Here is a 21,148-nt window from a genome sequence, read left to right as displayed (position 1 = left end):
GCGGTCTCGAACGGTCGGTAGCCGCGGTGGTCGCGGTGGTGTCAGTCGCCGGCCGCTCGAGCGTTCCAGCGGCTCTCGTCGACGGCAAACTTTCCACCGGTACACTGGCGAACGTACCCTACCCGCTGTAGCTTGCGGCAGCGGCGTTCGATCGTCGCCGGATGGCTGGCAAGAGAGTCTGCTAACTCCGGAACCGTGATCGGACCGGACTCCTCGAGTGTCTGAAGAATTACGCGTTCGCCCCGATTGGGAACCGGTCCATCTGTCGGCATTGAGAGTATTTTGGTATTGTCGAACTGGAACATCAACCGTCGCCCGGTTCCCACTTTCCGAGAATAGGCGTGTCGCGACTCTCCCCGGGAGTTATCAGTTCTTTACCGCCGTCGATCGGCAGGTTTCGACCGGCGCAGTGGACCATGCTCTCGGGAGCCGCTGGCGAGCGACGCGACGAGTGCGCAGCTTGGTCGTCGCGTTGCGCCAGTACGGAACGAAGTGATCGGGTAGTCGGCCGAGATAGCCCCACCCAGGCTACCCGTTGAACGCCTCCGCGAAGTCGGTCGGCAGCGTCCCGAGGTCGATTCCCCAGGCCAGTGGCAACCACAGGAGCGCGACCAGCGTGATCAGAACGATCCCGAGGACGTTGAGCCCGACGCCGACGCGGGCCATCTGGGGCAGCGTGATGTAGCCGCTGCCGAAGACGATAGCGTTCGGCGGCGTTGCGACCGGGAGCATGAACGCGAACGAGGCGGCGGTCGCGCCCGCGATCATCAGGCCGTAGGGGTGGACGCCGATTCCGACCGCGACGCCGGCGAGGACCGGCATGAGCATCGCGGTCGTCGCCGTGTTCGAGGTGACTTCCGTCAGGAAGACGGTCATGCCGACCACCGCCAGCAGGATGAGGACCATGGAGACGCCCTCGAGTCCCGCGAGCTGGACGCCGATCCACTCCGCGAGTCCGGTGTCGCCGAAGCCGGCGGCGATGGCGAGCCCGCCGCCGAACAGGAGGATGACCCCCCACGGGATCTCGACGCCGCTGGTCCAGTCGAGCAGGAACGTGTGGTCGCCGTCCTCGGTCTTCGTCGGCAGCGTGAACAGGACCAGTGCGCCGCCGATGGCGACGATCGTGTCGACGTCCTCCGGAACGGGGACGATCCCGGCTTGATCGACTAAACTCGCACCGATCCACGCGGCCGCCATCCCGACGAAGACGACGAGCACCATCCGTTCCTGGCTGCTCATCGAACCGAGCTGCTCGAGTTCGCGATCGATCGTGTCGGCGCCGATCGGCAGCTGATCGAACTGCGGCGAGATCGCGACGCGCGTGACGTAGAGGTAGACCGTCGTGAGTCCGACGATCGAGATCGGGACGCCGTACAGCATCCACTCGGCGAAGCCGATCGTCGTTCCGAACAGTTCGCCCGCCTGGCCCGCAAAGAGGATGTTCGGCGGGGTGCCGATGAGGGTCGCGACGCCACCGACGGACGCCCCGTAGGCGATACAGAGCATCAGCGCGACGCCGAACGAGAAGTTCCCTTCGCTGGTGTCGATGTCGAGACCCGTCTCCTCGACCAGGTCTGCGGTCTGGTAGATGACCGCCAGCGCGATCGGGACCATCATCATCACGGTCGCGCTGTTCGAGACCCACATCGAGAGAAACGCCGTCGCGAGCATGAACCCGAGAATGAGCCTCGAGGGCTCGGTGCCGACGGCCTTGATCGTCCGGAGGGCGATACGCCGGTGGAGCCCCCACCGCTGCATCGCCATCGCGAGGAAGAACCCGCCCATGAAGAGGAAGATCAGCGGATTGGCGTAGGACGGCGTCGTCTCCGCCGCAGGGAGCGCACCGGTCAGCGGAAACAGCACGATCGGCAGCAACGACGTCGCCGGAATCGGGATCGCCTCGGACATCCACCAGACCGCGACCCACGCCGTGACGGCGGCGACGGCCTGTCCTTCCGGCGTGAGCCCCTCCGGTGTCGGCGAGAGGAAAAGCACCGCGAACAGGAGCGGACCGAGGACGAACCCGATCTTCTGCCGGAGTTTGTAACTGCCGCCGACGTCGAACGGGGACTGGTCGTCGTCCCCGGAGCCGTTGCCGCCGTTCCCGGGATCGTCGTTCGGTTCGCGGCCACCGTCGGTAAACGCCGTTCGCGCGACCTGACGCTCCTCCTCTGAGAGCGTGTCCAGGTCCTTGGCTATCGCTCGGCCGTCGAGCGTGAGATACGCCTTCGTCTGTTCGTTGAGAATCCACAGATACGTCCAGACGCTCTGGATGATCGATTGATACTTTCCGAGCGAAGGAGACAGCATCGTTGCGAGCGTTTCGAATGGAAGCATAAAAAACGTCAAGATTCGGCTGTGTGAGGATGTCAATGGTGGTGAAACTCCTCACAGCGGTTCGATCCGAAACCCGCCAGCGCTCGAGGGAAATCCTGCGTCGGAACGCCCATACCCGTGCCGAGTGAAGCTGGGCTATGCCGCTGTTGCAGTTCGATACGACCTGCACGCTGACCCCCGAAGAACGAACGACTCTCGCCGATCGAGTGACGGAACGCTACACGAGCGAGATGGAGACGACCGCGGGCCACGTCGCGGTGACGATCCGCGAACACGAGGAGTCGGCGCTCCACCTCGGCCGTGCGGTCGAGGGGCCGCTCCTGTTTCTCGACGCCGAAATCCGCCGTGGACGCTCCGTCGAACAGAAGCGAGCGTTCGCACTCGCCACCATGGAGTACGCGGGTGAGACGCTCGAGATTCCCGACGAGAACATGAAAGTCGTGTTCACCGAACACCCGGGACAGGCGATGATGGGTGTCGACCGCGTCGGCGGCGAGTGGTCCGAGGAGTAGTCGCTTCGGTTCGCCGCGCCCGCTTCCGGTTCCGCCACCGTAAAGCGCGTCCTCCGGAAAGGACACGTCGTTCGATGGATCGGTCGTACTGGCGAACGGTCTCGCTCGTGACACTGTGGCAGGTCGCTGCGAGCATCTGCTACTACACCGTCTTCGCGGCGACGCCGTTTTTCCGTGCGGAGTTCGGTCTCTCTCGGTTTCAGGTCGGGTTCGTCGTGACCGCGCTCACGCTGGGGTACGCAGTCTTTCTCCTGCCGGTTGGCGCACTGATCGACCGATTCGGCGAGTATCGGACCCTCTCGCTCGGTCTCGTCGGCCTCGCGACCGGCGCGGCCCTGGTCGCTGGCGCGCCGACCACCGCACTCCTGCTCGCCGCCGCGTTCTTCCTCGGTTCGCTGTACGCCACGGCGATTCCGGGGACGAACAAAGCGGTCTACGACAACATCGCCGCCGGTCGGCAGAACCTCGCGATGGGTATCAAACAGGTCGGCGTCACCGCCGGCAGCGGCATCAGCGCCCTGCTCGTGACGGGGCTCGCCGGCGTGTTCTTCTGGCAGGCCGGCTTCCTGATCGCCGCCGCCGTCGGGTTCGTCGTCGCGGCGGTCTTCGCGCTCTCCTACACCGGAAGCCACGACGGCGGGACGGCGGAGTATCCCGACTTCCGCGCACTGTCGCACAATCGTCCGTACCGTCGACTGGTCGCGGCAGGATTCTTCCTCGGCGCGGCACTGTTCACGACGACCGGCTACACCGTCCTCTTCGTCGCGGAGGAAGTCGGTGCGTCGGTCGCCTTCGGCGGCGTCGTGCTCGCGGTCGTCCAGCTATTCGGCAGCATCGGTCGAATTACCACGGGCTGGCTGAGCGACGTGCTCCCGGGCGATCCGCAGTTCCGGATCGGCGCGATCCTGATCGTCCAGGCGGTCGCCGGAGCCGCACTGTTCGCCGTCGTCGCCGCTGTGTCGACGCCGGTTGGAGCCGTCGTCGCCTTCGCTGCACTCGGTTTTTTCGTCCTCGGGAACACCGGCGTCTACTACTCCTGTATGGCGACGCTGGTCGGGACCGAGGAGATGGGCGGCGCGACCGCCGGCGGCCAGCTCTCGCTCGTCGCCGGCTCGATCGTCGCCCCGCCCGCCTTCGGCTACCTCGCGGACGGCGTCGGCTACCGCGCCTCGTGGTGGCTTCTGGGTGCCGGCTGCGTCGTCGCCGCCGGCCTGCTCCTGTTCGTCGTTCGCACGGAGCCGCCGGTCGACGACTCCGCGATGGATAGCTGATCGACCCGAAAGCGGACGGGAATTCCTTTGTCTTCCAAACCACAACTCCCGTGTATGTATCGCGTTCTGCTGCCGGTCGACGAGAACGACGCCCGGGGTCGCGCCCAAGCCGAGGCGATCCTCGAATTGCCGACCGACGACGTCTTGATCGACGTCCTCCACGTTCACGAGGGAATGTCGGGACCCGACGCCGAGTGGGCGGCGGGCGGCTTCTCTGACGAATACACCGAGCAGATGGACGAAAACGTCCGTCGGCACGCGGAGGTGCCGGCGTCGGTCGAGGCCGTTACGGACCTCCTCGAGTCGAGCGACCTCGAGTACGAAGTGCACGAATCGATCGGTGAGCCGGCGGAGACGATCCTCGCCGCCGCAGAGGAACGAGGCAGCGACGCAATCGTGATCGGCATCCAGAAGAAATCTCCCGTCGGAAAGGTGCTGTTCGGGAGCGTCGCGCAGGCAGTGATCCTCGACAGCGACCGACCGGTGACGGTCGTCCCGCCAAACTGATTACGACCGCCGCGGCCGGCGTTACCGCAGACAGGCCGCGACGACCTCGAGCATCCCTTCTCCCTGGACCTCCTCGGCGAACAGCGGTACCCGGCGGACGTCGGTACCCCGGAACAGCTCCTGGGCTTCCGCGAGCGCCGACTGCTGGACGTCCCAGCGGCGCTGGCAGAACTCGCAGTCGTCGAGATTCGGCTGGAGGAACTCGCCCTCGACGTCGTCGGTGACGTCCGAGAGTGGCTCCATGACGCGGTTAACGACGACGGTGCCGACGGGAATGTCGAACTCCTGGAGCTGTTCGCGAAGCCGCTTCGACTCGAGCACGCTCATCTCTTCCGGCACGAGGACGATCCGGAAGTCCGTCCGGGTCGGATCGCGCAGCGCGGCCCGAAGCCGTTCGATTCGCTCGCGAAGTACCTCGAGATCCTCGAGGTCGGCTTCCTCGTCGGGCATCTCCTGGTCGCCGAACATCCCCTTGATGCCGCCGATCATGCCGCCGATCCGCTGGCGGAACTGCATGATCCGGCCCATCATGGTGTCCATGATCTCGGGTAACTGGAGCAGCCGGAGGGTGTGCCCCGTCGGCGCCGTGTCGACGACGACGCGCTCGAACCGGTCGTCGTCCATGTACTCGAGCAGGAGTTGCATCGCGGCGGCCTCGTCGGAGCCCGGCATCGGGCCGCCGAACAGCGAGTCCATCGGTGACTCCTCGCCGACCATCTCGTCGAGCCCGCCGAACATGCCGCCGCCCTGCCCTCCGAAGGCGGCCTGTCCCTCCTCGACGGCGGCCTCGGGGTCGATCTCAGCGGCGTACAGCGGGATGTCCTCCCGAATCCTGCCGGGTTCGGACGGAACGTCGGTCTCGAACGTATCCGAAAGCGAGTGGGCGGGGTCCGTCGAGACAACGAGCGTCGAGACGCCTCCGCGAGCGCTGTCGAGTGCGGTCGCCGCCGCCATCGTGGTCTTCCCGACGCCACCCTTCCCGCCGTAGAGCACGTAGTCGGGGCCGTCGATATCCTCGTCGGAGGGGGCGACCTCGACGGTCTCTCGCCGCTCGTCCGAGACCGAGTCCGTCGGCGTGACCTCGATCGTGTGGGACTCGTCGTCCGTCGTAGTCGCATCCTCCTCGGCCGTTTCGTCGACCGGCTCGACGTCGATTCCGCTCATGCGCGCCGGTTTCCGCCGCGCACACGAGTAGTCGTCGGTCTCGAGTAGTCAGTCCCCCTCCCGGTCTCGAGTAGTCCATCTCCGTGCACCCTCGAGATCCAGTTCCGGACTCCGCCTTTTCCACAGTATATTACCACAGTTATATGCAAACTAGGTCTGTAGAATATCCTTACCTGTATACCCATATTAGACGTCGAATTTAATTACGAGAGTCGCATCGATCCGGCTACGTCGAAGCAGGTGCTGGCGCTTCGAACCCGTACTCATGACAGCACAACTCGCAAAGCCACGATCCGCGGAATCGTCGACGACAGACACCACGCAGTTCCCCTACGGGGCCGAAGACACCGGACTACCGCTCCCGACGGCACACTCTCGCGGCGTTCTTCGACCGCGGAACGCGAGCGACGCGGTTGGTGCCGCCGGATCGACGGACTGCCCCGCGTGTGATGCAGAGACGATCAACGGCGCCGGGCTGTTCGCCTGCACGAACTGTTCCTGGAACGGGTCCCTTCGCTAACCGCTGATCTCGGCCTTCCGTACTTCGTCACGTTCGTCCGTCGCTTTTCATCACGTTCGTCCGTCACTTCTCGTCGTGTTCGACCTCGCAGTCGCTACGAATCGTCGAAGTACGCAGCGAGCCGATCGGCAGCCTCCGAGACGCGAGGCGTGACGAGCGCGAACCGGAGCCAGTCGCTTCGCGAGTCGCCGAACGCCTCGCCTGGCATACCGGCGACACCGGCCTCGTCGATCAGCCGCTCGGCGTTCTCGAGCGAGCCCGGATACCCCTCGAAGCGGGCCATCACGTAGAACGACCCCTGCGGCGTGGTGTACTCGGCGCCCGCGGCCTCGAGCGCGTCGGTGAACGTCTCGACGCGCTCAGCGAGCAGTTCGCGGTTGCGCTCGTAGTAGTCGGGACCGGTCTCGCGCAGCGCTCGGAGGACCGCGTACTGGGACGGCCGGCTGCCGGCGACGTTGACGAGCATGTGGCGGCTCTTCGCGTTCGCGACGAGCTCCGGCGGGAAGATCGCGTAGCCCACGCGGAAGCCGGTGATCGCCATCGACTTCGAGAAGGCGTTGGTGACGATCCGGTGGTCGGAGTCGAACGCGAGCGCGCTGGCGAACTCGCCCGAGAGGTCGAAGTGGTCGTACACCTCGTCGCTGACCAGAATCGCGTCGTACTCTTCCGCGATGGCGACGAGTTCCCGGACCGTCTCCTCGGGGTAGACCGCCCCCGTCGGGTTGTTCGGCGAGTTGGCGACGATCGCCGCCGTCTCCTCGCTCGCGGCCGCGCGGACGTCGGCCGGGTCGAGCTGGCCCTCCTCGTCGGCCGCGACGAACGACTGGGTCCCGCCGAGCATCGTCGTCTTGCCTGGGTAGTACGGATACACGGGATCCGTGAGCAAGATCTCGTCGCCGCGGTCGCGCTCGAGCGCGCGGGCCATCGCCAGGTAGTTCGCCTCACCGGCGCCGTTGGTGACGACCACCTGCTCGATGTCGACCCCCCGGCGCGCGGCGATCTCCTCCCGAAGCTCGAGCAACCCCTCGCTGGGCGGGTACTGGAACTGGTCGGGCTCGAGGTCGGCGTACTCGTGTAACCCCTCCCGGAGCGCCTCGGGCGGCTCCCAGTCGGGGTTCCCGCTCACCATATCGACGACGTCGCGGTCCGCCTGGGCCGCGTACTGCATCACGTGGAAGAACAGCGGCGTCTCGTACTCCATGTCGGATACTGGGGACGCCCCGACCGTCGTTCTTTCCGTTCGACCTCGGAACTCTCTCGAGGCGCTCGAGTCGGTTCGCGGACCGGCCGCGTCCGCACCGACAAAACCAGTCTTTGAAACGCGTTCATCCCCTCGAGTCGAGTATGAACGACGAGATCGAACGGGAGCTCCCGATGCAGGTGGCCGACGCCCTCCGCGACGAAGAGGAGACGCTCGCCGTCGCCGAGTCCTGCACCGGCGGGCTGGTCGGCGCCGCCGTCACCGCCGTTCCAGGAGCGAGTGACTACTTCGATTCGGGGCTGACGACCTACTCCTACGGCGCCAAGCGTCGCCACCTCGGCGTCAGCCGCGAGGCGCTCGACGAGCACGGCGCCGTCTCCGAGCCGGTCGCTCGCGAGATGGCCCAGGGGGTTCGCGACGTCGCGGATGCCACGTGGGGCGTCGCCACGACCGGTGTCGCCGGCCCCACCGGCGGGACCGATGGCAAACCCGTCGGAACGGTCTATATCGCCGTCGCCTACGCCGGCCCGTGGGGCTCACAGTCCTCGTTCACGACGGTCTCCCGCTACGAGTTCGAGGGCGACCGCGCCACCGTCCGCGCGAAGACCGTCGACCGGGCGCTCGAGGACCTGCTCGCTGCCACCGACGAGACGCCGCGGAACTGAACACCCGCCGCGACCGACTCTTCCTCGCGCCGATTGGTTCGATACCCTGACCGTCTCGGAGAGAAAGGTATTCGAGGGCGCCCCGTCGAGTCACGACTAGCATGAACAAACGAGGCCACGTGCTCAACGCGATCCTGCTGAGTATCGGGCTCGGCTACCTGCTCGAGCCAGCGGGTGATCTGGGGACGTTCGAGACAATCATCGCGATCGGCATTCCCGTCACGCTCGGTGCCCTCTTCCCGGACGTCGATACGGCCTTCGGCAAGCATCGGAAGACGCTGCACAACCTTCCGATTCTGGTCGGCTTTTTCGCCTTTCCGGCGCTCTTCGGGAACCTCGAGTACGTCTGGATCGGTATCCTGACCCACTACGCGCTCGACGTCGCGGGGAGCAAGCGCGGCATCGCGCTGTTCTATCCCGTCTGGAAGAAGGAGTTCGGGCTCCCCTTCGGGGTCACGGTGAGCAGCAAGCGGGCGGATCTCGTGACCGTCCTGGTGACCGTCGTCGAGCTGGTGCTCGCCGCGGCGATCATCTACGAGCTACCGCAGTACGGCCTCGAGATGGGGCGGCAAGCGATCGGGATCTGATCCGCGTCCGAATTCGAAACCGAGAGCTACCGACGGTTCGGCGTCCACTCCTCACAGGCATCCATGTTCTCCATCGTCTCGTCGTGGCGAGCACAGTAGGGAACCATTCCCGACGAGCGGACGTACTCGAAGTGGCTGCAGTTGCCGCAATAACGGTCGGTCGGCGTCGGCGGTTCGGTGGGTGAGTCGACGATCTCCGCGTCGGAGCCGTCGCCCGCATCCGCCTCGAGCGGTGAGGAGATCTCTGCGCCCCTCGAACCGCCGTCGCTCGTCGCCGCCCCCGTCCGGCGGGCGGAGTTCGATCGCCGCTGACTCCGCGACTGCCCCGCGCGGGTCGACGAACTGGATCGACCGTCGCCGCCGGCGTTCGTCTGCGTCTCCACGTCGCCGTCGGGCGTCTCGCCGAGGAGACCGACGCCGCCGAGGCTGCCGGCGTTCGACGAGTCGTCGACTTCGACGACGGTCTGGTTGTGTCGCGTGACGTTCATCTCGAGCATCCCGCCGGGATCGTTTCGCGTTTTGAAGTTGACGACCGCGGCGAACAGACACCAGATGGCGATGAACAGCCCGAAGAGGTAGATCGCCGAGACCTCGAGCGTCAGATCGGCACCGTACCCCCGCCAGTGGTGGGGATACGCTTCCCAGAAGAGGACGACACCGAGCAGACAGAGACTCGCACTGATGGCACCGGCCGCGCGCACCCGTCGGCTCGCCGGTAACACGATGAAGACGCCGACGAGCGCTGCCGGAACGCCGACGCCGGCGAGCGCGCCGGCGACGCGAACCGTCGCGTAGTGGTCGGGCATCTCCCACGCGGTAGCCCCGGCGACGTAGCCCGCGAAGAGGTCGGTGGTCGGTACGAGGACGGCGAGCACCGAGAGCATCGCACCGAGGAGAACGAGCGACGTCCCCGCGTACAGCCGCCGGAGGCTCGTCACTTCCCGTGTGTTCCCCTGGTAGGCCTCCGTCAGACTCGTCATGCGGGTGGGTTCGAGCGCCCGGCACAAAACGGTGTGTCAGACATGTTTCAAATCCCAGAGAGGAAGCGACGCGGACATCCGGTGAAGCGAAAGGTTGAATCGACAGGGTCGAAAATCTTCGGTCATGAGCGACGAGGACGAGGATTCGGAACCTGCGGTCTCGCTCGGTGAACGAACACCTGTCGAGGGAGCGCCGCTCGCCCGCGTGAGTTCGCGACTCACCTGGCCGAAAGAGAAGAGCGAGATCGATCGTCTCGAGGGAGAGAGCGTTATCCGCACCCCTGACGGCCCGCGAGAGCTCTCGGCCGTCCTCGAGGCGGTCGACGAGACGTACTTCCAGCGCCACCAGGAGTTCGAGAGCGAGGTCCGTGAGGTCATCGGCACCGGACCGGTCCCGACTGCGGACGAGTAACTACCCGTGTCAACGGAGGAGGAAGAGCGGAGCGGCGTCGGTTGGCTCTCCGGCCAGTTCGATCGACTCACCTGGTTCCAGAAGTCGCTACTGACCGGCGGCGTCCTGACGCTGCTGTGGATGCAACTCGTCCCGGGTGACCTCGGGCGTCGGGCCGTCGTCGACGCGGTCCTGTTGATCGGCGGCCCGCTGGCGCTCGGCCTCACCCACGGGAACCACATCGGCTGGAATATCAACCGAACTGCGGTCCGGAACGCGGTGTTGCTCTCGCTGTTCGTCCTCCCCTTCTACATGGTCGGATCGACGCTCCCGACCATCCGCGCGTTCTACCCGATGTGGGAGACCTCGGCCGCGCCCGGCGAGTTCGTCCCCCACGCCCTCAAACTCTTCACGCTGGCGCTGGCTGCCGAAACCTACTATCGCGGCCTGCTCTGTGTGGGCGTCAAGGAGATTGGCTTCAAGGCGGTGTTGATCAGCCCCGTCGTCTACATGATCCACCACGCCTCGAAGCCGCCGCTCGAGTTCCTGCTGTCGGGGCCGACCGACGTTCTCTTCGGCGCCGTCGACTACAAATCCGACTCCATCCTCCCGTCGGTGATCGCCCACGGGGCCGGACTCGTCCTCCTGGACTGGCTCGTGTTGCACGATCCGCTGTTCGATCCTGTCCCCTTCCTGCGGTACTTCGAGTGGCTCCCGGTCCCGATCTGACTCCCCAGGGCGGTGGGGCTTTAGTGGTTCCCGTTCGATGTACCAGATATGAGTCTGCCAATCGACCCAGCCGAAATCGATCCGGACGATGTCGGCGAGAAACAGGCGGTCCTCGAGATGGAACACGAGGAGGCTATCGAACACGTCCGCGAGGTCTGCGAGGACGTCGGCTTCGGCATCCCGGTCGAGTTCTCCCCCTCGGAGCTGCTGAACGAGAAGGTCGACGCCGACCGCGACCCCTACTACGTGCTCGGCGCCTGCAACCCCGCCATCGCGGACCAGGCGCTCGACGAGACGATGCGGATCGGTGGGCTCTTCCCCTGCAACATGATCGTCTGGGAGGAAGAACCGGGCCAGCAGCGTGTGTACCACCTCTCGATCATGAAGATCGCTCGCCTGCTCGATCTCGCCCCTGACAACGAGACGTGGGCCGAGATCGTCGACACCACCGGCGACCTCACCGAGGAAGCGTTCGAGAAGTTCGACTCGGTCGACAAAGAGACGACCGACTGACGCGGACTCGAGGGACCCTCCCGACCGTTCCGTTCTGATCGCGTCACGGCGTCCTGCACGCCGGTCGAAACGGACTCCGGATTCAGTTCGTCGTGAATCTCACGCACCCCGATAGCCATTAGTATTCGAGGGAAGCCGTTATCCGGCCGGTGCTGGGAGAAGACAGCTATGGACTGCGTCTTCTGTGACGCCGCGGTCCGATTCACACAGCACAAGATGGCGCATCGGATCTTCGAGTTGTCCGAGCCGGAGAACAACTGGTGGCTCTGTCGCGACTGTGCCGAGATCCGGGCCGAGGGCAGCAAAACCAAGGGTACCGCCGGGGACCGTGCCGCGTGTCTCGACTGCGAGGAAACGGCGGCGTACGGGATCACGATTCTGAAGAAAACACCCTCCGGAGACGCCAAATCCGACGGAACGGTCTTCGAAGTCCTCTGTGAAACGCACTTCGACGAACGGAAACAGTGATTTCGTTCAGTTATGGTGCCATCCGTCTGTGGGGGCGCTACACGGGTCCGTCCGTGTACCGAGGCCCCTCACCGGCCATATGGTTAGAATAATTGAATGTCAACACTTACGTACCGTCCGTGGCAAATTCAGCCATGGACGTTCGAACCGCGTTCTTCGCCCTCCTGCTCGTCGTTCTCGCGGCGATTTCGACCCTCATTCTCGCGCCGCTGTTGCAGTACGTGCTGGCTGCCGGCCTCCTCGCGTTCGTGCTCTATCCAGCCCACGAGCGACTCGAGTCGCGGATCGGGGCGCAGCCGTCGGCACTCGTCCTGACGGGGGTCGCGATCCTCGCCGCAGTCGTACCGATTCTCTACCTCTCGATCGTCGTCATGCAGACGGTGTTCTCGTTCCTGGACGGGTTCGACGAGATGGCCGTCATCGAGGGCGGACGGGAGCTCGCCCTCGAACTCGGCGCCGATCCCGAGGTGGTGGCGACCACCGAAGCGCAACTCGTCTCCGAACTCGAGGCGTTCCTCGGAAACGCCGTCGACATTGCGCTCGCCGAACTGATCGGCCTGTTGAACGCCAGCATCCGGATGAGTCTGGGGCTGCTGGTGCTCGTCTTCGTCCTGTACTACCTGCTGGTCGACGGCCGGATGTTCGTCGACTGGCTGGCGGACGTCGCCCCGCTCGAGGACGGCATCCGCGACGAACTGTTCGACGAGGTCGAGGTCGTCACCTGGGCGGTGATCAAGAGCCACGTGCTCGTCGCCGTCGTCGAAGGGGTGCTCGGGGGGCTCGGGTTCTACCTGCTCGGCGTCCCGAACGTCGCGTTCTGGACCGTGATCATGATCGTCGTCTCGTTCCTGCCGGCGATCGGCATCTGGCTCGTCTGGGGACCGGCGGTCGGCTACCTCGCGATGACCGCCGATCCGCTCGCCGCGGTCGCGTTGCTCCTGTACGGACTCGCCGTGCTCTCGGTCGTCGACAACTACCTGCGGGCGATCTTCGTCGATCGGAACTCGGGGCTACATCCGGCGGTCGTCCTGGTCGGCGTCATCGGCGGCATCTACCTGCTCGGCATCATGGGCCTGTTCCTCGGCCCAGTGCTGCTGGCGGTGTTCAAAGCCGGACTGAACGTCCTCAACGAGACGGCGCTGGCCGCCGGCGACGTGCAACTCGAGCGCGTCCAACCGCACGCGTCGGAACCGGAACCGCGACCGGGTGACGACTGAACGGCCCGCCGCGCGCCGTTTTGACTTCCTGCTCGCGTACGCGCTCGTCGACGTCGCGGTCGTCCAGTGTCGACGCGACGACTCGCTCGAGTACGACCCGGACTTTCGAATCCCCGACGCGGCCTCTCCGGCCGTGCCGGTCGTCGGCGTCCTCGCCACGCTTGGCGTCATGACCCAGATGCAACCGCTCGTGATCGGCGGCGGGATCGCGCTCGCGGGATTCGGCGCGCTCTGGTACGCTTTCTGCATCCGCTGGGAACTCGACGAGCGGATCTAGCGCTCGCTTTCGTACTGAGAAGGTCGCTGCTCGCTCGAGCGGGTGTCGGTCCGCGAGCCGTGTGCTGGTCGGTCGACAGCACGCCGGTCTTCTCGAAGAGACCGTCCTCCGTTTCGGTTACCGGTCTTCGTCGGTCGGCTCTCCCGCCGTCTCCGCTCCGCCCGCAGACTCCTCGTCCGCATCCTCCTCGAGTGCCGCTAGGCGTTGCTCCGCATCGTACCGAATGTATCCCGAGACGACCGCGAGCACGACGACGACGAAGACGGGCACTCCGATCAGGAGAACGAGCATCGCCAGAATCGTGAGCAGGTTAGGACCGACGAGCGCAAGCCACATATCTCTACGAACGCGTTCGGCGGGCTTAGAGACCAGGGGTTCGACGTCGAGATTATCGCCGGTCGGGCTCGCCGTCGTCGGACTCGAGTCGCTCGACGCGCTCCTCGAGAGCCGATACTCGCCGCTCGAGGGCGGCGTCGGCGTCGCTCGCAGAACCGGGTCCGGTGCTGGTGTCACTGTCACGGAGAAACAACACGACGATCGCGATGACGACGATCGGGGCGACGAAAAAGAACAGTATAAACAGGATTATCAGGAGTTCTGGGCCGCCTGGGACACCCGGGACGAACAGCGAAACCATGCCGATATATCAACGTAGGTACCTAAAAGCGTTCAGTATACGCCGCCCGGCCCGGTGAGCTACTGGGATCTCGAGAAGGCGCTCAGGTTCGACTGCAGGCCCGCCGCGAGTTCGGACTTCCGCTGGAGGCGCGCGTAGGAGACCGGCAACTGCGTCGCGACGTTCGCGACGGCCTCGTGGAACGTCTCGGCCTCGCCGAACTCTCCTTCGAACGCGTTGCGCACGCTCTCGCGGACCTGCCAGACGCCGACCGGCGCCCAGTAGTCGTCGCTGACCTCCCGGAGGACGAGACACTTTGCCTGGCGGCCGATCGACTCGAGGTGCTCGAGCGCACCGAGTCGGGCAGCGTAGTACGCGCCCGCCGTTTCCTCGACGTAGCTCGATCGGCCTTCGTACCCCTCGCTCGCGCTCTGGAGCCAGATGTCGTCGTCCGGGTTGGGGTTCCAGATGCTGCCCGGCGCCTTCATCTCGACGAGTTCGAACTCCCAGTTGCCGGGCGCGAGGATCACCCAGTAGCGGTTGCCCATGTACTCGTTGGCCCAGACCTGCACCTCGTCGATGCTGGGTTCGTTCCGGATGCGCCCGCGAAGGAACTGGCCGACGGTGTCGTCGACGGCCGTGATCGACCAGCGAGTCGGAACGAGCCGTCGCTGGTCGCTCTCACCGAGCGCGCCCGCCGAGAGGATCGAGTTGATGTCGTAGACGTCGAAGCCGCGCCGGTAGAGGTAGGTCATCGCCCCCTGGGCCTGCCAGTCGTCGTCCTCTAAGGTCTTCTTTACCGGTTTGGGAACGTACGGGTTCTCTCGCAGCTCGGCGTTCCGGGCGTTCGCCCGCGGTCCTCGAGGGGTGGCGACGTCCGTTCCCGGGTCCAGCCCGAGATCGGGTTTGTCGTCGAGCCCGATCTCTAAGTCGACGGGCCGGTCGGCGATGGCGACCTCGCGTTGCACGCCGACGAACCCGTCCCAGCTGTCGTGGACGTTCGGTGCCAGCCGGCTCGCGATGCTCGGCGAGTCGACGTTCGCGCGCTTGTTCGAGTTCAGCAGGCCGGTCCGTCGCTGGAGCACGTCGTCGATCGCGTACCCCTGCTGGTACCAGTTGCCGTCGGTGACGTACTCCTCGGCGTCGTCCTCGTCGCCGACCGGCGAGAGCACCCCGATCGGGATGTCGGGGTAGTTCGATCTCCCGACGAAGATCGATGGCGCCGTCGAACCCACGAGCGTGTCGCCCGACAGCGCCTGCTCGAAGTTCCGCTCGAAGTTCTCGAGGTGGTCCGTGATCGCGTAGGACTTCTCCTTCGCGAGGCGCCGCCGCTCGGCCTCCTCGTCGGGTTCGAGGCTCTCGATATAGTCGTCGAGGCGCATTCACCGAGAGTAGGGAGCGATCGGGTTTGAATGTTGCATTCGAGGGGAATCGTGACGAGTAGGGAGAGTGTTATTTAGTACACCCCTCTAAGTGATCGTACTGTGGAGGTTCTTCCCGTCGTCATCGGTATTCTCGCGCTCGGGATCGGCGCCCAGGTGCTCGCAAAGCGCCTTCGGGTACCGAGCGTCCTCTTTCTGATCGTCATCGGCGTCATCGTCGGGCCGGAAGGGCTGGGGTTCGTCACGATAGAGACGTTCGGCGGCGGCCTCTCGACCGTCGTCGGGTTGAGCGTCGCGATCATCATCTTCGACGGCGCCTTCCATCTCCGGCGGGAGAAACTGGAGCGGGCGCCACAGGCGGTCCGCCGACTGACGACGATCGGCGCGGCGATCGCCTTCGTCGGGACGACGGTCGCGGTCCGGTTCTTTCTCGGCACCGACTGGGACGTCGCCGCCCTGATCGGCGCGCTGTTGATCGCGACGGGTCCGACAGTGGTCACGCCGATCCTCGAGGTCATCACGGTCCGAGACCACGTCGAGACCGCACTCGAGGCCGAGGGAATCATCAACGACGTTACCGCGGCCGTTCTCGCGATCGTCATCTTCGAGGCGTTCGTCGTCGGCGGCGCGCCGAGTCGGATCCCGGTCGGGTTCCTCCAGCGGCTGACCGCCGGGATCGGGATCGGCGTCGTCGTCGCGGTCGCCGTCTGGTACCTGCTCGTCGAGGTGAAAGCGCCCGCGGGCGACGCCCCGCAGATTGCACGACTCGTTTCGCTCACCGGCGCGCTCGTCTCGTTCGGTCTCGCCGAATCGGTGTTTCCCGAGACCGGCGTCGCGGCGGCCGCAACGACCGGACTCGTCCTCGGGAATCTCGATCTCCCACACCGGGAGGAGATTCTCGAGTTCAACCGCGACCTCACGCTGGTCGTGCTCTCGTTCGTCTTCATCTCGCTCGCAGCGCTGATCGACTTCGGCTCGCTGCTCGGCCTCGGACTGGGCGGTATCGCGGTCGTCGTCGCCGTCACCCTGTTCGTGCGTCCTGTCCTGGTCGCGCTGTCGGCGACCGATCGGCAGTTCAGTCGCGAGGAACGGCAGTTCCTTTCGTTCGTCGGCCCTCGCGGCATCATCCCGGCGTCGGTCGCGACGCTGTTCGCGATCGAACTCGAGGCTGCGGGCCAGTTCGAGGCCGCCCAGACCCTCGCCGGGACCGTCTTTCTCGTCATCTTCCTCACGGTCGTGATCCAGGCGGGGTTCGCCCGCCAGATCGCGGAGTACTTCGAAGTGATTCCAATGCCAGCGATCATCATCGGCGGCGGTCGGGTCGGCCGAGCGCTCGCCAGACGACTGGAGAAACGCGGCGAAAACGTCGTCCTCGTCGACGAGGACGAGGACGTGGTCGAGGCGCTCCGGCGGGACGGCTACACCGCCGTCCACGGGGACGGAACGTCCCCCGAGACGTTGCGCGAAGCCAGCGTCGAGCGGGCACAGATCGTCGTCGCGACGACCGCCGACGACGACGCTAACCTGCTGGTCTCCCAGCTCGCCCGGACGACCTTCGACGTCGAGACGGTCGTCGCTCGGGTGAACGAACCCGGTAACGTCGACGCCTTCGAGACCCTCGGCGTCCGCGCGATCGACGTCGCGAGTGCGACGGCGTGGTCGCTGGACAACGAGATCGAACGGCCCGCACTCGCCCACTGGATGACCGAACTCGGGGAGGGCCACGACGCCCAGGAGATCACCGTCACCGCATCGGACCTAGGTGGCTCGACGATCGCCGAACTGGACGCCGAAATCCCGGACGGCGTCATCGTCGCGGTCATCGCCCGCGACGGAGAGACCTACGTTCCCGGTGCCGACACCGTGCTCGAGGAGGGAGACAAGGTAACCTTCCTCGGTCGCGAAGACGCGGTCGGGACGGCCGTCCGCCGGTTCCACCCCCACGACTGATACCGTCGGACAGAACTATTCGAAGATCGGTCGCTCGAACTCGGCGATCACCGTCGATGACGGCCGGAATTTCGCGACCGACGTCTCACTGACTGCTGTCCGACAGTATGAACGACCGAGGGCGCCGGCGAAACGCCCCTCGAGTATCGAAAGACAACGGTTAAAAGCGCCGGGCAAAAAGGGAGGTGTATGAGTACGACGGACGAGCAGGACAGACGCTCCTGCGTTTCCTGTGGGATCAACATCGCCGGCACGAACGCCGCCGCGTTCAAGTGTCCCGACTGCGGAACGCGCGTCTTCCGCTGCGCCAAGTGCCGCAAGCAGAGCAACCTCTACGAGTGCCCCGACTGCGGATTCACCGGACCCTGAGGGACGATCGATATGGGAAAAGTAGCTGCCAAAATCAAGGTCATGCCGGACAGCCCCGAGATCGACCTGGACGCGCTCCAGGAGCGACTCGAGAGCAGTCTCCCCGAAGGCGCGAAGATTAACGGCGTCGAACGCGAGGACGTCGCGTTCGGACTCATCGCCCTCTACCCAACCGTGATCGTCCCCGACGGATCGGGCGGCACGGAAGCCGTCGAGGAGAGCTTCACGGACGTCGATGGCGTCGAAAGCGTCGGCGTCGAGAACGTCGGCCGCATCTAACGCGACCGTTTTTTCGGTCAGTCGTTCGAAACCGAGCCGAGCGACGGCTCTCTCGAGCGGCCAACAGCTCTTCGGGCGAGCGCGGCACTGCGCCCGCGCCGAAATCGGCTCGTTGGGTAGTGGATCGGTGGTTAGCAGTAGTTGGTAATACGGTTTCGTTGTTCAGTCTTGGTTCTGAATCTGCGTCGGTCGAATCGTTACGTAAAGAAGACGTTCAGCGTCGAGTCTGTAGTACCGACCACCCACCCCTGGGTGGGACTGAAAGGGGCTGGCGCGTTGAGCGGACGCGAAGCGTCCGCGATGCTCGGAGAGCGAAGCTCTCCCGTTGCTCGACGAACCCGGCCGACGTAAGCACTGGACTGAACGGAGTGAAGGAAGCGCGCAGCGAGGCCTGGGAGTCGAGCGGACCAGGGGCTTTCACGGTAATACCGACTGGGACAGGTTCTGCTCGCACGAACACACGGGATCGCCACGCCCTCCCCAGCCGATTCGCTCGCCAAGGGCTCGCTCATCCCTCGCGCAACATCGTCGACCGTCCTCGCTTTCGCTCGGTCGGTCGACAGCGCGCGCCACCGCAGAAGCGTTCGCTGAACCGAAGTGTTACATAGTCCACCTGTACTGAACACGAATTTCACGACCAACGCTGAATAGCGAAACCGTGCTACTATCTACTGCTAGTCTCTCGTCGTAGCGTTCGAATTCGTCGAGCGGATGCTATCGGTTCGGTACAGATATCTCGAGAGAACGACTCGAGGGAGTCGTCGTCCGGCGACGACTCGGAGTGGGGATACCCCGCGCTACTCGTCGTCCTGGATCCGCTGCTGGAACTCCTCGAAGTCGATGTTCTCCTCGAGTTGCTCGACGGCACCCTCGAGGTCGTCGGCGGCGTCCTCCATGTCGCCGAACTCGACGATGTTGCCGGTCTCTTCCGCCCAGTCCTGGACGTCGTCGTGGGTCGCGGCGTGTTCGGTCGCCGCCTCGAGGTCCTCTCGGACGTCTTCGGGGGTGTCCGGCGGAGCGATCTGGGTCAGGCGGAACTCGGTCAGGTAGGACATGCTGTCGCCGTAGTCCGTGATCTGGTCGATCTCCGGGAAGGCGTCGATCTCGGTGTCCATCAGATTCACGACCGTGCTGACGTTCCCGGACTCCTCGGCCGTGATCGCGGACGTGTTCGTCGCGATACCGGCTGGAGCCTCACCGGAGATGACGGCCTCGTTGACCTCGCCGCCGCCGTCGTAGGGGACGACGTTGTCCCACTCGAGGTCGTAGTCGTCGCGCAGCAGGTAGGCGGCGACGTGGCTGTCGTGGCCGACACCCTGGACGGCGAAGTTCTCGAGGTCGCCACCGGCGTAGGCGTCCTGCAGATCGGCGTAATCCTCGATGCCGTGGTCGTCGTTGACGATGATCGTGTAGCCGAAGATGCCGAAGTACGCGATCGGCTCGAAATCCGTCGGCTCCCAGCCACCGGCGTCGTCCTGATTCATTCGCCAGGCGAACTGCCAGCTCGGGGTGTTGGCCGTCCCGAACGTGTAGCCGTCGCCCTCCTGGTTGTGAAGCCACTCGATTCCGAGGAGGCTCGCAGCACCCGCTCTGTTGTCGATCGCCACCGACTCGCCGAGTTCCTCCGCCATCAGCGGATCGAGCTGACGAGCGTACGTGTCCGTCCCGCCACCCTCGGACCAGGGAACCATCCACGTGAGCGCGTCCGAGGGGTACTCGTCGTCGCCGGTATCGCCGCCGTCGAGACAGCCCGCGAGACCAGCAATCGAGACCGCAGACGTTGCACCGATACCGTTCAGAATATCTCGTCGGTTCACGAGTGGCCATACCCGCTGAACAGGTGATAAGCATGACCGCACCTGCAAGAGTTACAGCTATTTCGTACACGAACGGTAACTAAAATGGCTCGTTAGTAGACAAGTGTTTGTCAAAGACGGCCAAGGTAGACGGTTTCACGGTTGTGTTTCACTCTCGAGGAGCCGCCGCGGCCATCCCGGTCTGCCAATCCGTCGCGTCAGTCGATCGTTCGCTTCGACTCGGGATCGACGGCGGTGAGATACTGCTCGAGTAGATCCGGAAACTCACGGCCCCGGATGTACCGCAGGCCGAAGTCCTCGGTCCAGTCGATGATCCCGCGGTCCTCGGTGACGACCCCGGCATCGAGTTCGCGGGCGAGGATCAGGAGGTCGAAGTCCTCCCGGGAGTCGAGGACGCCGGTGCGCATCGCGCCGCGGTACTTGTCGCGGAGTTCCGAGATCACCGCGTCGACCTCGGTCTTGTGATCGTGATCCTCGAGCGTTTCGTCGTCTCGCTCTTCGGCCCGTCGCACCGCTTTCTCGGAGACACGAAGGCCGCGGTCGACCCGGTTGCTCATCTCGTCGACGAAGCTGTAGACGACGTTCGCGGGGATCGACACCTCGTACCGGTCCGGGTGTTTGCGGATGACCCAGGTGTTGAGCTTCGAGAACACCTCGTCGTCGACGTCGCGGTGCTCGAGCATCGTGGTGAGCTCGTCGTGGATCGTTGGCGGGACGTAACAGGAGATCCCGAGGTTGAGACGGGCGTTCGCGATCAACTCGAGCAGCCTGAGCACGGCCTCCTCGAGCGACTCGTCGTCGTGACGGATCTCCTCGGTGATGAACAGTGACGTGTCGAGGACGAACCGCTGTTTGAACGCCTCGATGGACATGGCCGGACGTAGGACGGCCAGGAGCAAATAAGTGGGTTCGTGGAACCGACTGTGGAGTTCGAGGACGAAGCGTTAGTGCTCGTCCGTGTTCGGTCCTCGAGCGCCGAGGTCGGCGTCGGAGATCATCTGTGCGCCCGTCGCCGAGAGGTCGACCGTGACGTCCTCGTGGACGGCCTTGCTGATCTCGTCGACGTTGCCCGCCAGCACCGTCAGAACGTCCTGCGGTTCGACGTAGATGAGCATGTTCCCGTCCGGCCCCTCCGTCACGAGTTGCAGGTCGTTGAGAACGATCTGGTCGTCCTGGATCGTCGCCGAGACGACGGGCAGTGCCTCGGGCTTTCCCGGGTCGTTCTCCGTGACGCGTCGGATGACGACCTCGTCGAGGTCGATAATCTCCTTGTGCTCTTTGATCCGCTCGGCGCAGTTGACCATATCGTTGATGACCTGCGTCCGCCGCTCGTTACCGTGGTCGCCCTCGAGACAGTGCTGGCAGACGCGGAGTTCGATTCGCATGCGCTCGAGTA

The 21,148-nt window shown here is 65.1% G+C and carries 26 protein-coding genes; 15 read left to right on the top strand and 11 right to left on the bottom strand.

Features of this window, described 5'->3' with window-relative positions:
- Nucleotides 1-41: 41 nt before the first annotated feature.
- Complete coding sequence (locus CV102_RS08075) at nt 42-272, bottom strand: MarR family transcriptional regulator (protein WP_148857387.1); 231 nt, start codon at nt 270-272, stop codon at nt 42-44.
- Between the two features lie 256 nt (nt 273-528).
- Nucleotides 529-2,310: an SLC13 family permease gene (locus tag CV102_RS08070; RefSeq protein WP_148857547.1), complete on the bottom strand. Its 1,782-nt coding sequence runs from the start codon at nt 2,308-2,310 to the stop codon at nt 529-531.
- Nucleotides 2,311-2,474: 164 nt separating this feature from the next.
- Here CV102_RS08070 and CV102_RS08065 point away from each other — a divergent pair, with 164 nt between their 5' ends.
- From CV102_RS08065 to CV102_RS08055, 3 genes are all read left to right on the top strand, one after another.
- A complete protein-coding gene (locus CV102_RS08065; RefSeq protein WP_148857386.1) occupies nt 2,475-2,849 on the top strand; it encodes a tautomerase family protein in 375 nt (124 codons plus the stop codon).
- Between the two features lie 74 nt (nt 2,850-2,923).
- A complete protein-coding gene (locus CV102_RS08060; RefSeq protein WP_148857385.1) occupies nt 2,924-4,120 on the top strand; it encodes an MFS transporter in 1,197 nt (398 codons plus the stop codon).
- A 54-nt stretch (nt 4,121-4,174) separates the two neighbouring features.
- Nucleotides 4,175-4,627, top strand: coding sequence for a universal stress protein (locus tag CV102_RS08055; RefSeq protein WP_148857384.1), 453 nt, complete (start codon nt 4,175-4,177; stop codon nt 4,625-4,627).
- A gap of 21 nt (nt 4,628-4,648) precedes the next feature.
- Here CV102_RS08055 and CV102_RS08050 read toward each other — a convergent pair whose 3' ends face one another.
- On the bottom strand, nt 4,649-5,791 hold the full coding sequence (locus CV102_RS08050) for an ArsA family ATPase (RefSeq protein ID WP_148857383.1): 1,143 nt from the start codon (nt 5,789-5,791) through the stop codon (nt 4,649-4,651).
- Nucleotides 5,792-6,056: 265 nt separating this feature from the next.
- On the opposite strand from CV102_RS08050, the gene CV102_RS08045 reads away from it, so the two are divergent.
- Nucleotides 6,057-6,311 (top strand): hypothetical protein, encoded by a 255-nt coding sequence (locus CV102_RS08045; RefSeq protein ID WP_148857382.1) that lies wholly within the window; start codon nt 6,057-6,059, stop codon nt 6,309-6,311.
- Nucleotides 6,312-6,405: 94 nt separating this feature from the next.
- Here the strand turns inward: CV102_RS08045 and CV102_RS08040 are convergent, their stop codons facing one another.
- Nucleotides 6,406-7,512: a pyridoxal phosphate-dependent aminotransferase gene (locus CV102_RS08040; RefSeq protein ID WP_148857381.1), complete on the bottom strand. Its 1,107-nt coding sequence runs from the start codon at nt 7,510-7,512 to the stop codon at nt 6,406-6,408.
- A 143-nt stretch (nt 7,513-7,655) separates the two neighbouring features.
- On the opposite strand from CV102_RS08040, the gene CV102_RS08035 reads away from it, so the two are divergent.
- A complete protein-coding gene (locus CV102_RS08035) occupies nt 7,656-8,177 on the top strand; it encodes a CinA family protein (RefSeq protein WP_148857380.1) in 522 nt (173 codons plus the stop codon).
- 101 nt (nt 8,178-8,278) lie between these two features.
- Complete coding sequence (locus CV102_RS08030; protein ID WP_148857379.1) at nt 8,279-8,764, top strand: metal-dependent hydrolase; 486 nt, start codon at nt 8,279-8,281, stop codon at nt 8,762-8,764.
- 26 nt (nt 8,765-8,790) lie between these two features.
- Here the strand turns inward: CV102_RS08030 and CV102_RS08025 are convergent, their stop codons facing one another.
- The gene (locus tag CV102_RS08025) at nt 8,791-9,744 is read right to left on the bottom strand and encodes a DUF7139 domain-containing protein (RefSeq protein ID WP_148857378.1); all 954 of its coding nucleotides are present in this window, start codon (nt 9,742-9,744) and stop codon (nt 8,791-8,793) included.
- Nucleotides 9,745-9,868: 124 nt separating this feature from the next.
- On the opposite strand from CV102_RS08025, the gene CV102_RS08020 reads away from it, so the two are divergent.
- The 6 genes from CV102_RS08020 to CV102_RS07995 all read left to right on the top strand — a co-directional run bounded on the left by CV102_RS08020 (nt 9,869) and on the right by CV102_RS07995 (nt 13,339).
- A complete protein-coding gene (locus CV102_RS08020) occupies nt 9,869-10,156 on the top strand; it encodes a DUF5789 family protein (RefSeq protein WP_148857377.1) in 288 nt (95 codons plus the stop codon).
- 6 nt (nt 10,157-10,162) lie between these two features.
- The gene (locus CV102_RS08015; protein ID WP_148857376.1) at nt 10,163-10,864 is read left to right on the top strand and encodes a CPBP family glutamic-type intramembrane protease; all 702 of its coding nucleotides are present in this window, start codon (nt 10,163-10,165) and stop codon (nt 10,862-10,864) included.
- Nucleotides 10,865-10,912: 48 nt separating this feature from the next.
- Nucleotides 10,913-11,377 (top strand): DUF302 domain-containing protein, encoded by a 465-nt coding sequence (locus CV102_RS08010; protein ID WP_148857375.1) that lies wholly within the window; start codon nt 10,913-10,915, stop codon nt 11,375-11,377.
- 168 nt (nt 11,378-11,545) lie between these two features.
- Entirely contained in the window at nt 11,546-11,845 is a 300-nt protein-coding gene (locus CV102_RS08005) for a hypothetical protein (RefSeq protein WP_148857374.1), read from the top strand.
- A 134-nt stretch (nt 11,846-11,979) separates the two neighbouring features.
- On the top strand, nt 11,980-13,062 hold the full coding sequence (locus tag CV102_RS08000; RefSeq protein WP_148857373.1) for an AI-2E family transporter: 1,083 nt from the start codon (nt 11,980-11,982) through the stop codon (nt 13,060-13,062).
- Nucleotides 13,052-13,339, top strand: coding sequence for a hypothetical protein (locus CV102_RS07995; RefSeq protein ID WP_148857372.1), 288 nt, complete (start codon nt 13,052-13,054; stop codon nt 13,337-13,339). The genes CV102_RS08000 and CV102_RS07995 overlap by 11 nt, the downstream gene beginning before the upstream one ends.
- A 117-nt stretch (nt 13,340-13,456) precedes the next feature.
- Here CV102_RS07995 and CV102_RS07990 read toward each other — a convergent pair whose 3' ends face one another.
- The 3 genes from CV102_RS07990 to nreA are packed head-to-tail and all read right to left on the bottom strand — an operon-like array spanning nt 13,457 to nt 15,337.
- Nucleotides 13,457-13,675, bottom strand: a complete 219-nt coding sequence (locus CV102_RS07990) for a hypothetical protein (RefSeq protein WP_148857371.1) — start codon at nt 13,673-13,675, stop codon at nt 13,457-13,459.
- 52 nt (nt 13,676-13,727) lie between these two features.
- Nucleotides 13,728-13,976 (bottom strand): preprotein translocase subunit TatA, encoded by a 249-nt coding sequence (locus tag CV102_RS07985; RefSeq protein ID WP_148857370.1) that lies wholly within the window; start codon nt 13,974-13,976, stop codon nt 13,728-13,730.
- Between the two features lie 59 nt (nt 13,977-14,035).
- Nucleotides 14,036-15,337 carry a DNA repair protein NreA gene (gene nreA, locus CV102_RS07980; RefSeq protein WP_148857369.1) on the bottom strand — a complete coding sequence of 434 codons (1,302 nt, stop codon included), beginning with the start codon at nt 15,335-15,337 and terminating at the stop codon, nt 14,036-14,038.
- Nucleotides 15,338-15,439: 102 nt separating this feature from the next.
- On the opposite strand from nreA, the gene CV102_RS07975 reads away from it, so the two are divergent.
- The 3 genes from CV102_RS07975 to CV102_RS07965 all read left to right on the top strand — a co-directional run bounded on the left by CV102_RS07975 (nt 15,440) and on the right by CV102_RS07965 (nt 17,935).
- Nucleotides 15,440-17,287, top strand: coding sequence for a cation:proton antiporter domain-containing protein (locus CV102_RS07975; protein WP_148857368.1), 1,848 nt, complete (start codon nt 15,440-15,442; stop codon nt 17,285-17,287).
- A gap of 189 nt (nt 17,288-17,476) precedes the next feature.
- Nucleotides 17,477-17,656, top strand: coding sequence for an HVO_2753 family zinc finger protein (locus CV102_RS07970; protein ID WP_148857367.1), 180 nt, complete (start codon nt 17,477-17,479; stop codon nt 17,654-17,656).
- A gap of 12 nt (nt 17,657-17,668) precedes the next feature.
- Complete coding sequence (locus CV102_RS07965) at nt 17,669-17,935, top strand: elongation factor 1-beta (protein WP_148857366.1); 267 nt, start codon at nt 17,669-17,671, stop codon at nt 17,933-17,935.
- 797 nt (nt 17,936-18,732) lie between these two features.
- Here CV102_RS07965 and CV102_RS07960 read toward each other — a convergent pair.
- From CV102_RS07960 to CV102_RS07950, 3 genes are all read right to left on the bottom strand, one after another.
- On the bottom strand, nt 18,733-19,752 hold the full coding sequence (locus tag CV102_RS07960; RefSeq protein ID WP_148857365.1) for a Bug family tripartite tricarboxylate transporter substrate binding protein: 1,020 nt from the start codon (nt 19,750-19,752) through the stop codon (nt 18,733-18,735).
- Nucleotides 19,753-19,949: 197 nt separating this feature from the next.
- Nucleotides 19,950-20,624: an RNA ligase partner protein gene (locus CV102_RS07955; protein WP_148857364.1), complete on the bottom strand. Its 675-nt coding sequence runs from the start codon at nt 20,622-20,624 to the stop codon at nt 19,950-19,952.
- Nucleotides 20,625-20,696: 72 nt separating this feature from the next.
- Nucleotides 20,697-21,137, bottom strand: coding sequence for a hypothetical protein (locus CV102_RS07950; protein ID WP_148857363.1), 441 nt, complete (start codon nt 21,135-21,137; stop codon nt 20,697-20,699).
- Nucleotides 21,138-21,148: the final 11 nt, after the last annotated feature.

Origin of the sequence: Natronococcus pandeyae, from assembly GCF_008122205.1 — an archaeon.
Taxonomy (GTDB): Archaea; Halobacteriota; Halobacteria; order Halobacteriales; family Natrialbaceae; genus Natronococcus; species Natronococcus pandeyae.
Note: the sequence above shows the minus strand (reverse complement) of the source record. Positions and strands in the feature narration are given on the sequence as shown.

Coding starts and splice junctions, on each gene's coding strand:
- CV102_RS08075 (WP_148857387.1), bottom strand. CDS start 272: ATGCCGACAGATGGACCGGTTCCCAATCGGGGCGAACGCGTAATTCTT.
- CV102_RS08070 (WP_148857547.1), bottom strand. CDS start 2,310: ATGCTGTCTCCTTCGCTCGGAAAGTATCAATCGATCATCCAGAGCGTC.
- CV102_RS08065 (WP_148857386.1), top strand. CDS start 2,475: ATGCCGCTGTTGCAGTTCGATACGACCTGCACGCTGACCCCCGAAGAA.
- CV102_RS08060 (WP_148857385.1), top strand. CDS start 2,924: ATGGATCGGTCGTACTGGCGAACGGTCTCGCTCGTGACACTGTGGCAG.
- CV102_RS08055 (WP_148857384.1), top strand. CDS start 4,175: ATGTATCGCGTTCTGCTGCCGGTCGACGAGAACGACGCCCGGGGTCGC.
- CV102_RS08050 (WP_148857383.1), bottom strand. CDS start 5,791: ATGAGCGGAATCGACGTCGAGCCGGTCGACGAAACGGCCGAGGAGGAT.
- CV102_RS08045 (WP_148857382.1), top strand. CDS start 6,057: ATGACAGCACAACTCGCAAAGCCACGATCCGCGGAATCGTCGACGACA.
- CV102_RS08040 (WP_148857381.1), bottom strand. CDS start 7,512: ATGGAGTACGAGACGCCGCTGTTCTTCCACGTGATGCAGTACGCGGCC.
- CV102_RS08035 (WP_148857380.1), top strand. CDS start 7,656: ATGAACGACGAGATCGAACGGGAGCTCCCGATGCAGGTGGCCGACGCC.
- CV102_RS08030 (WP_148857379.1), top strand. CDS start 8,279: ATGAACAAACGAGGCCACGTGCTCAACGCGATCCTGCTGAGTATCGGG.
- CV102_RS08025 (WP_148857378.1), bottom strand. CDS start 9,744: ATGACGAGTCTGACGGAGGCCTACCAGGGGAACACACGGGAAGTGACG.
- CV102_RS08020 (WP_148857377.1), top strand. CDS start 9,869: ATGAGCGACGAGGACGAGGATTCGGAACCTGCGGTCTCGCTCGGTGAA.
- CV102_RS08010 (WP_148857375.1), top strand. CDS start 10,913: ATGAGTCTGCCAATCGACCCAGCCGAAATCGATCCGGACGATGTCGGC.
- CV102_RS08005 (WP_148857374.1), top strand. CDS start 11,546: ATGGACTGCGTCTTCTGTGACGCCGCGGTCCGATTCACACAGCACAAG.
- CV102_RS08000 (WP_148857373.1), top strand. CDS start 11,980: ATGGACGTTCGAACCGCGTTCTTCGCCCTCCTGCTCGTCGTTCTCGCG.
- CV102_RS07990 (WP_148857371.1), bottom strand. CDS start 13,675: ATGTGGCTTGCGCTCGTCGGTCCTAACCTGCTCACGATTCTGGCGATG.
- CV102_RS07985 (WP_148857370.1), bottom strand. CDS start 13,976: ATGGTTTCGCTGTTCGTCCCGGGTGTCCCAGGCGGCCCAGAACTCCTG.
- nreA (WP_148857369.1), bottom strand. CDS start 15,337: ATGCGCCTCGACGACTATATCGAGAGCCTCGAACCCGACGAGGAGGCC.
- CV102_RS07970 (WP_148857367.1), top strand. CDS start 17,477: ATGAGTACGACGGACGAGCAGGACAGACGCTCCTGCGTTTCCTGTGGG.
- CV102_RS07965 (WP_148857366.1), top strand. CDS start 17,669: ATGGGAAAAGTAGCTGCCAAAATCAAGGTCATGCCGGACAGCCCCGAG.
- CV102_RS07955 (WP_148857364.1), bottom strand. CDS start 20,624: ATGTCCATCGAGGCGTTCAAACAGCGGTTCGTCCTCGACACGTCACTG.
- CV102_RS07950 (WP_148857363.1), bottom strand. CDS start 21,137: ATGCGAATCGAACTCCGCGTCTGCCAGCACTGTCTCGAGGGCGACCAC.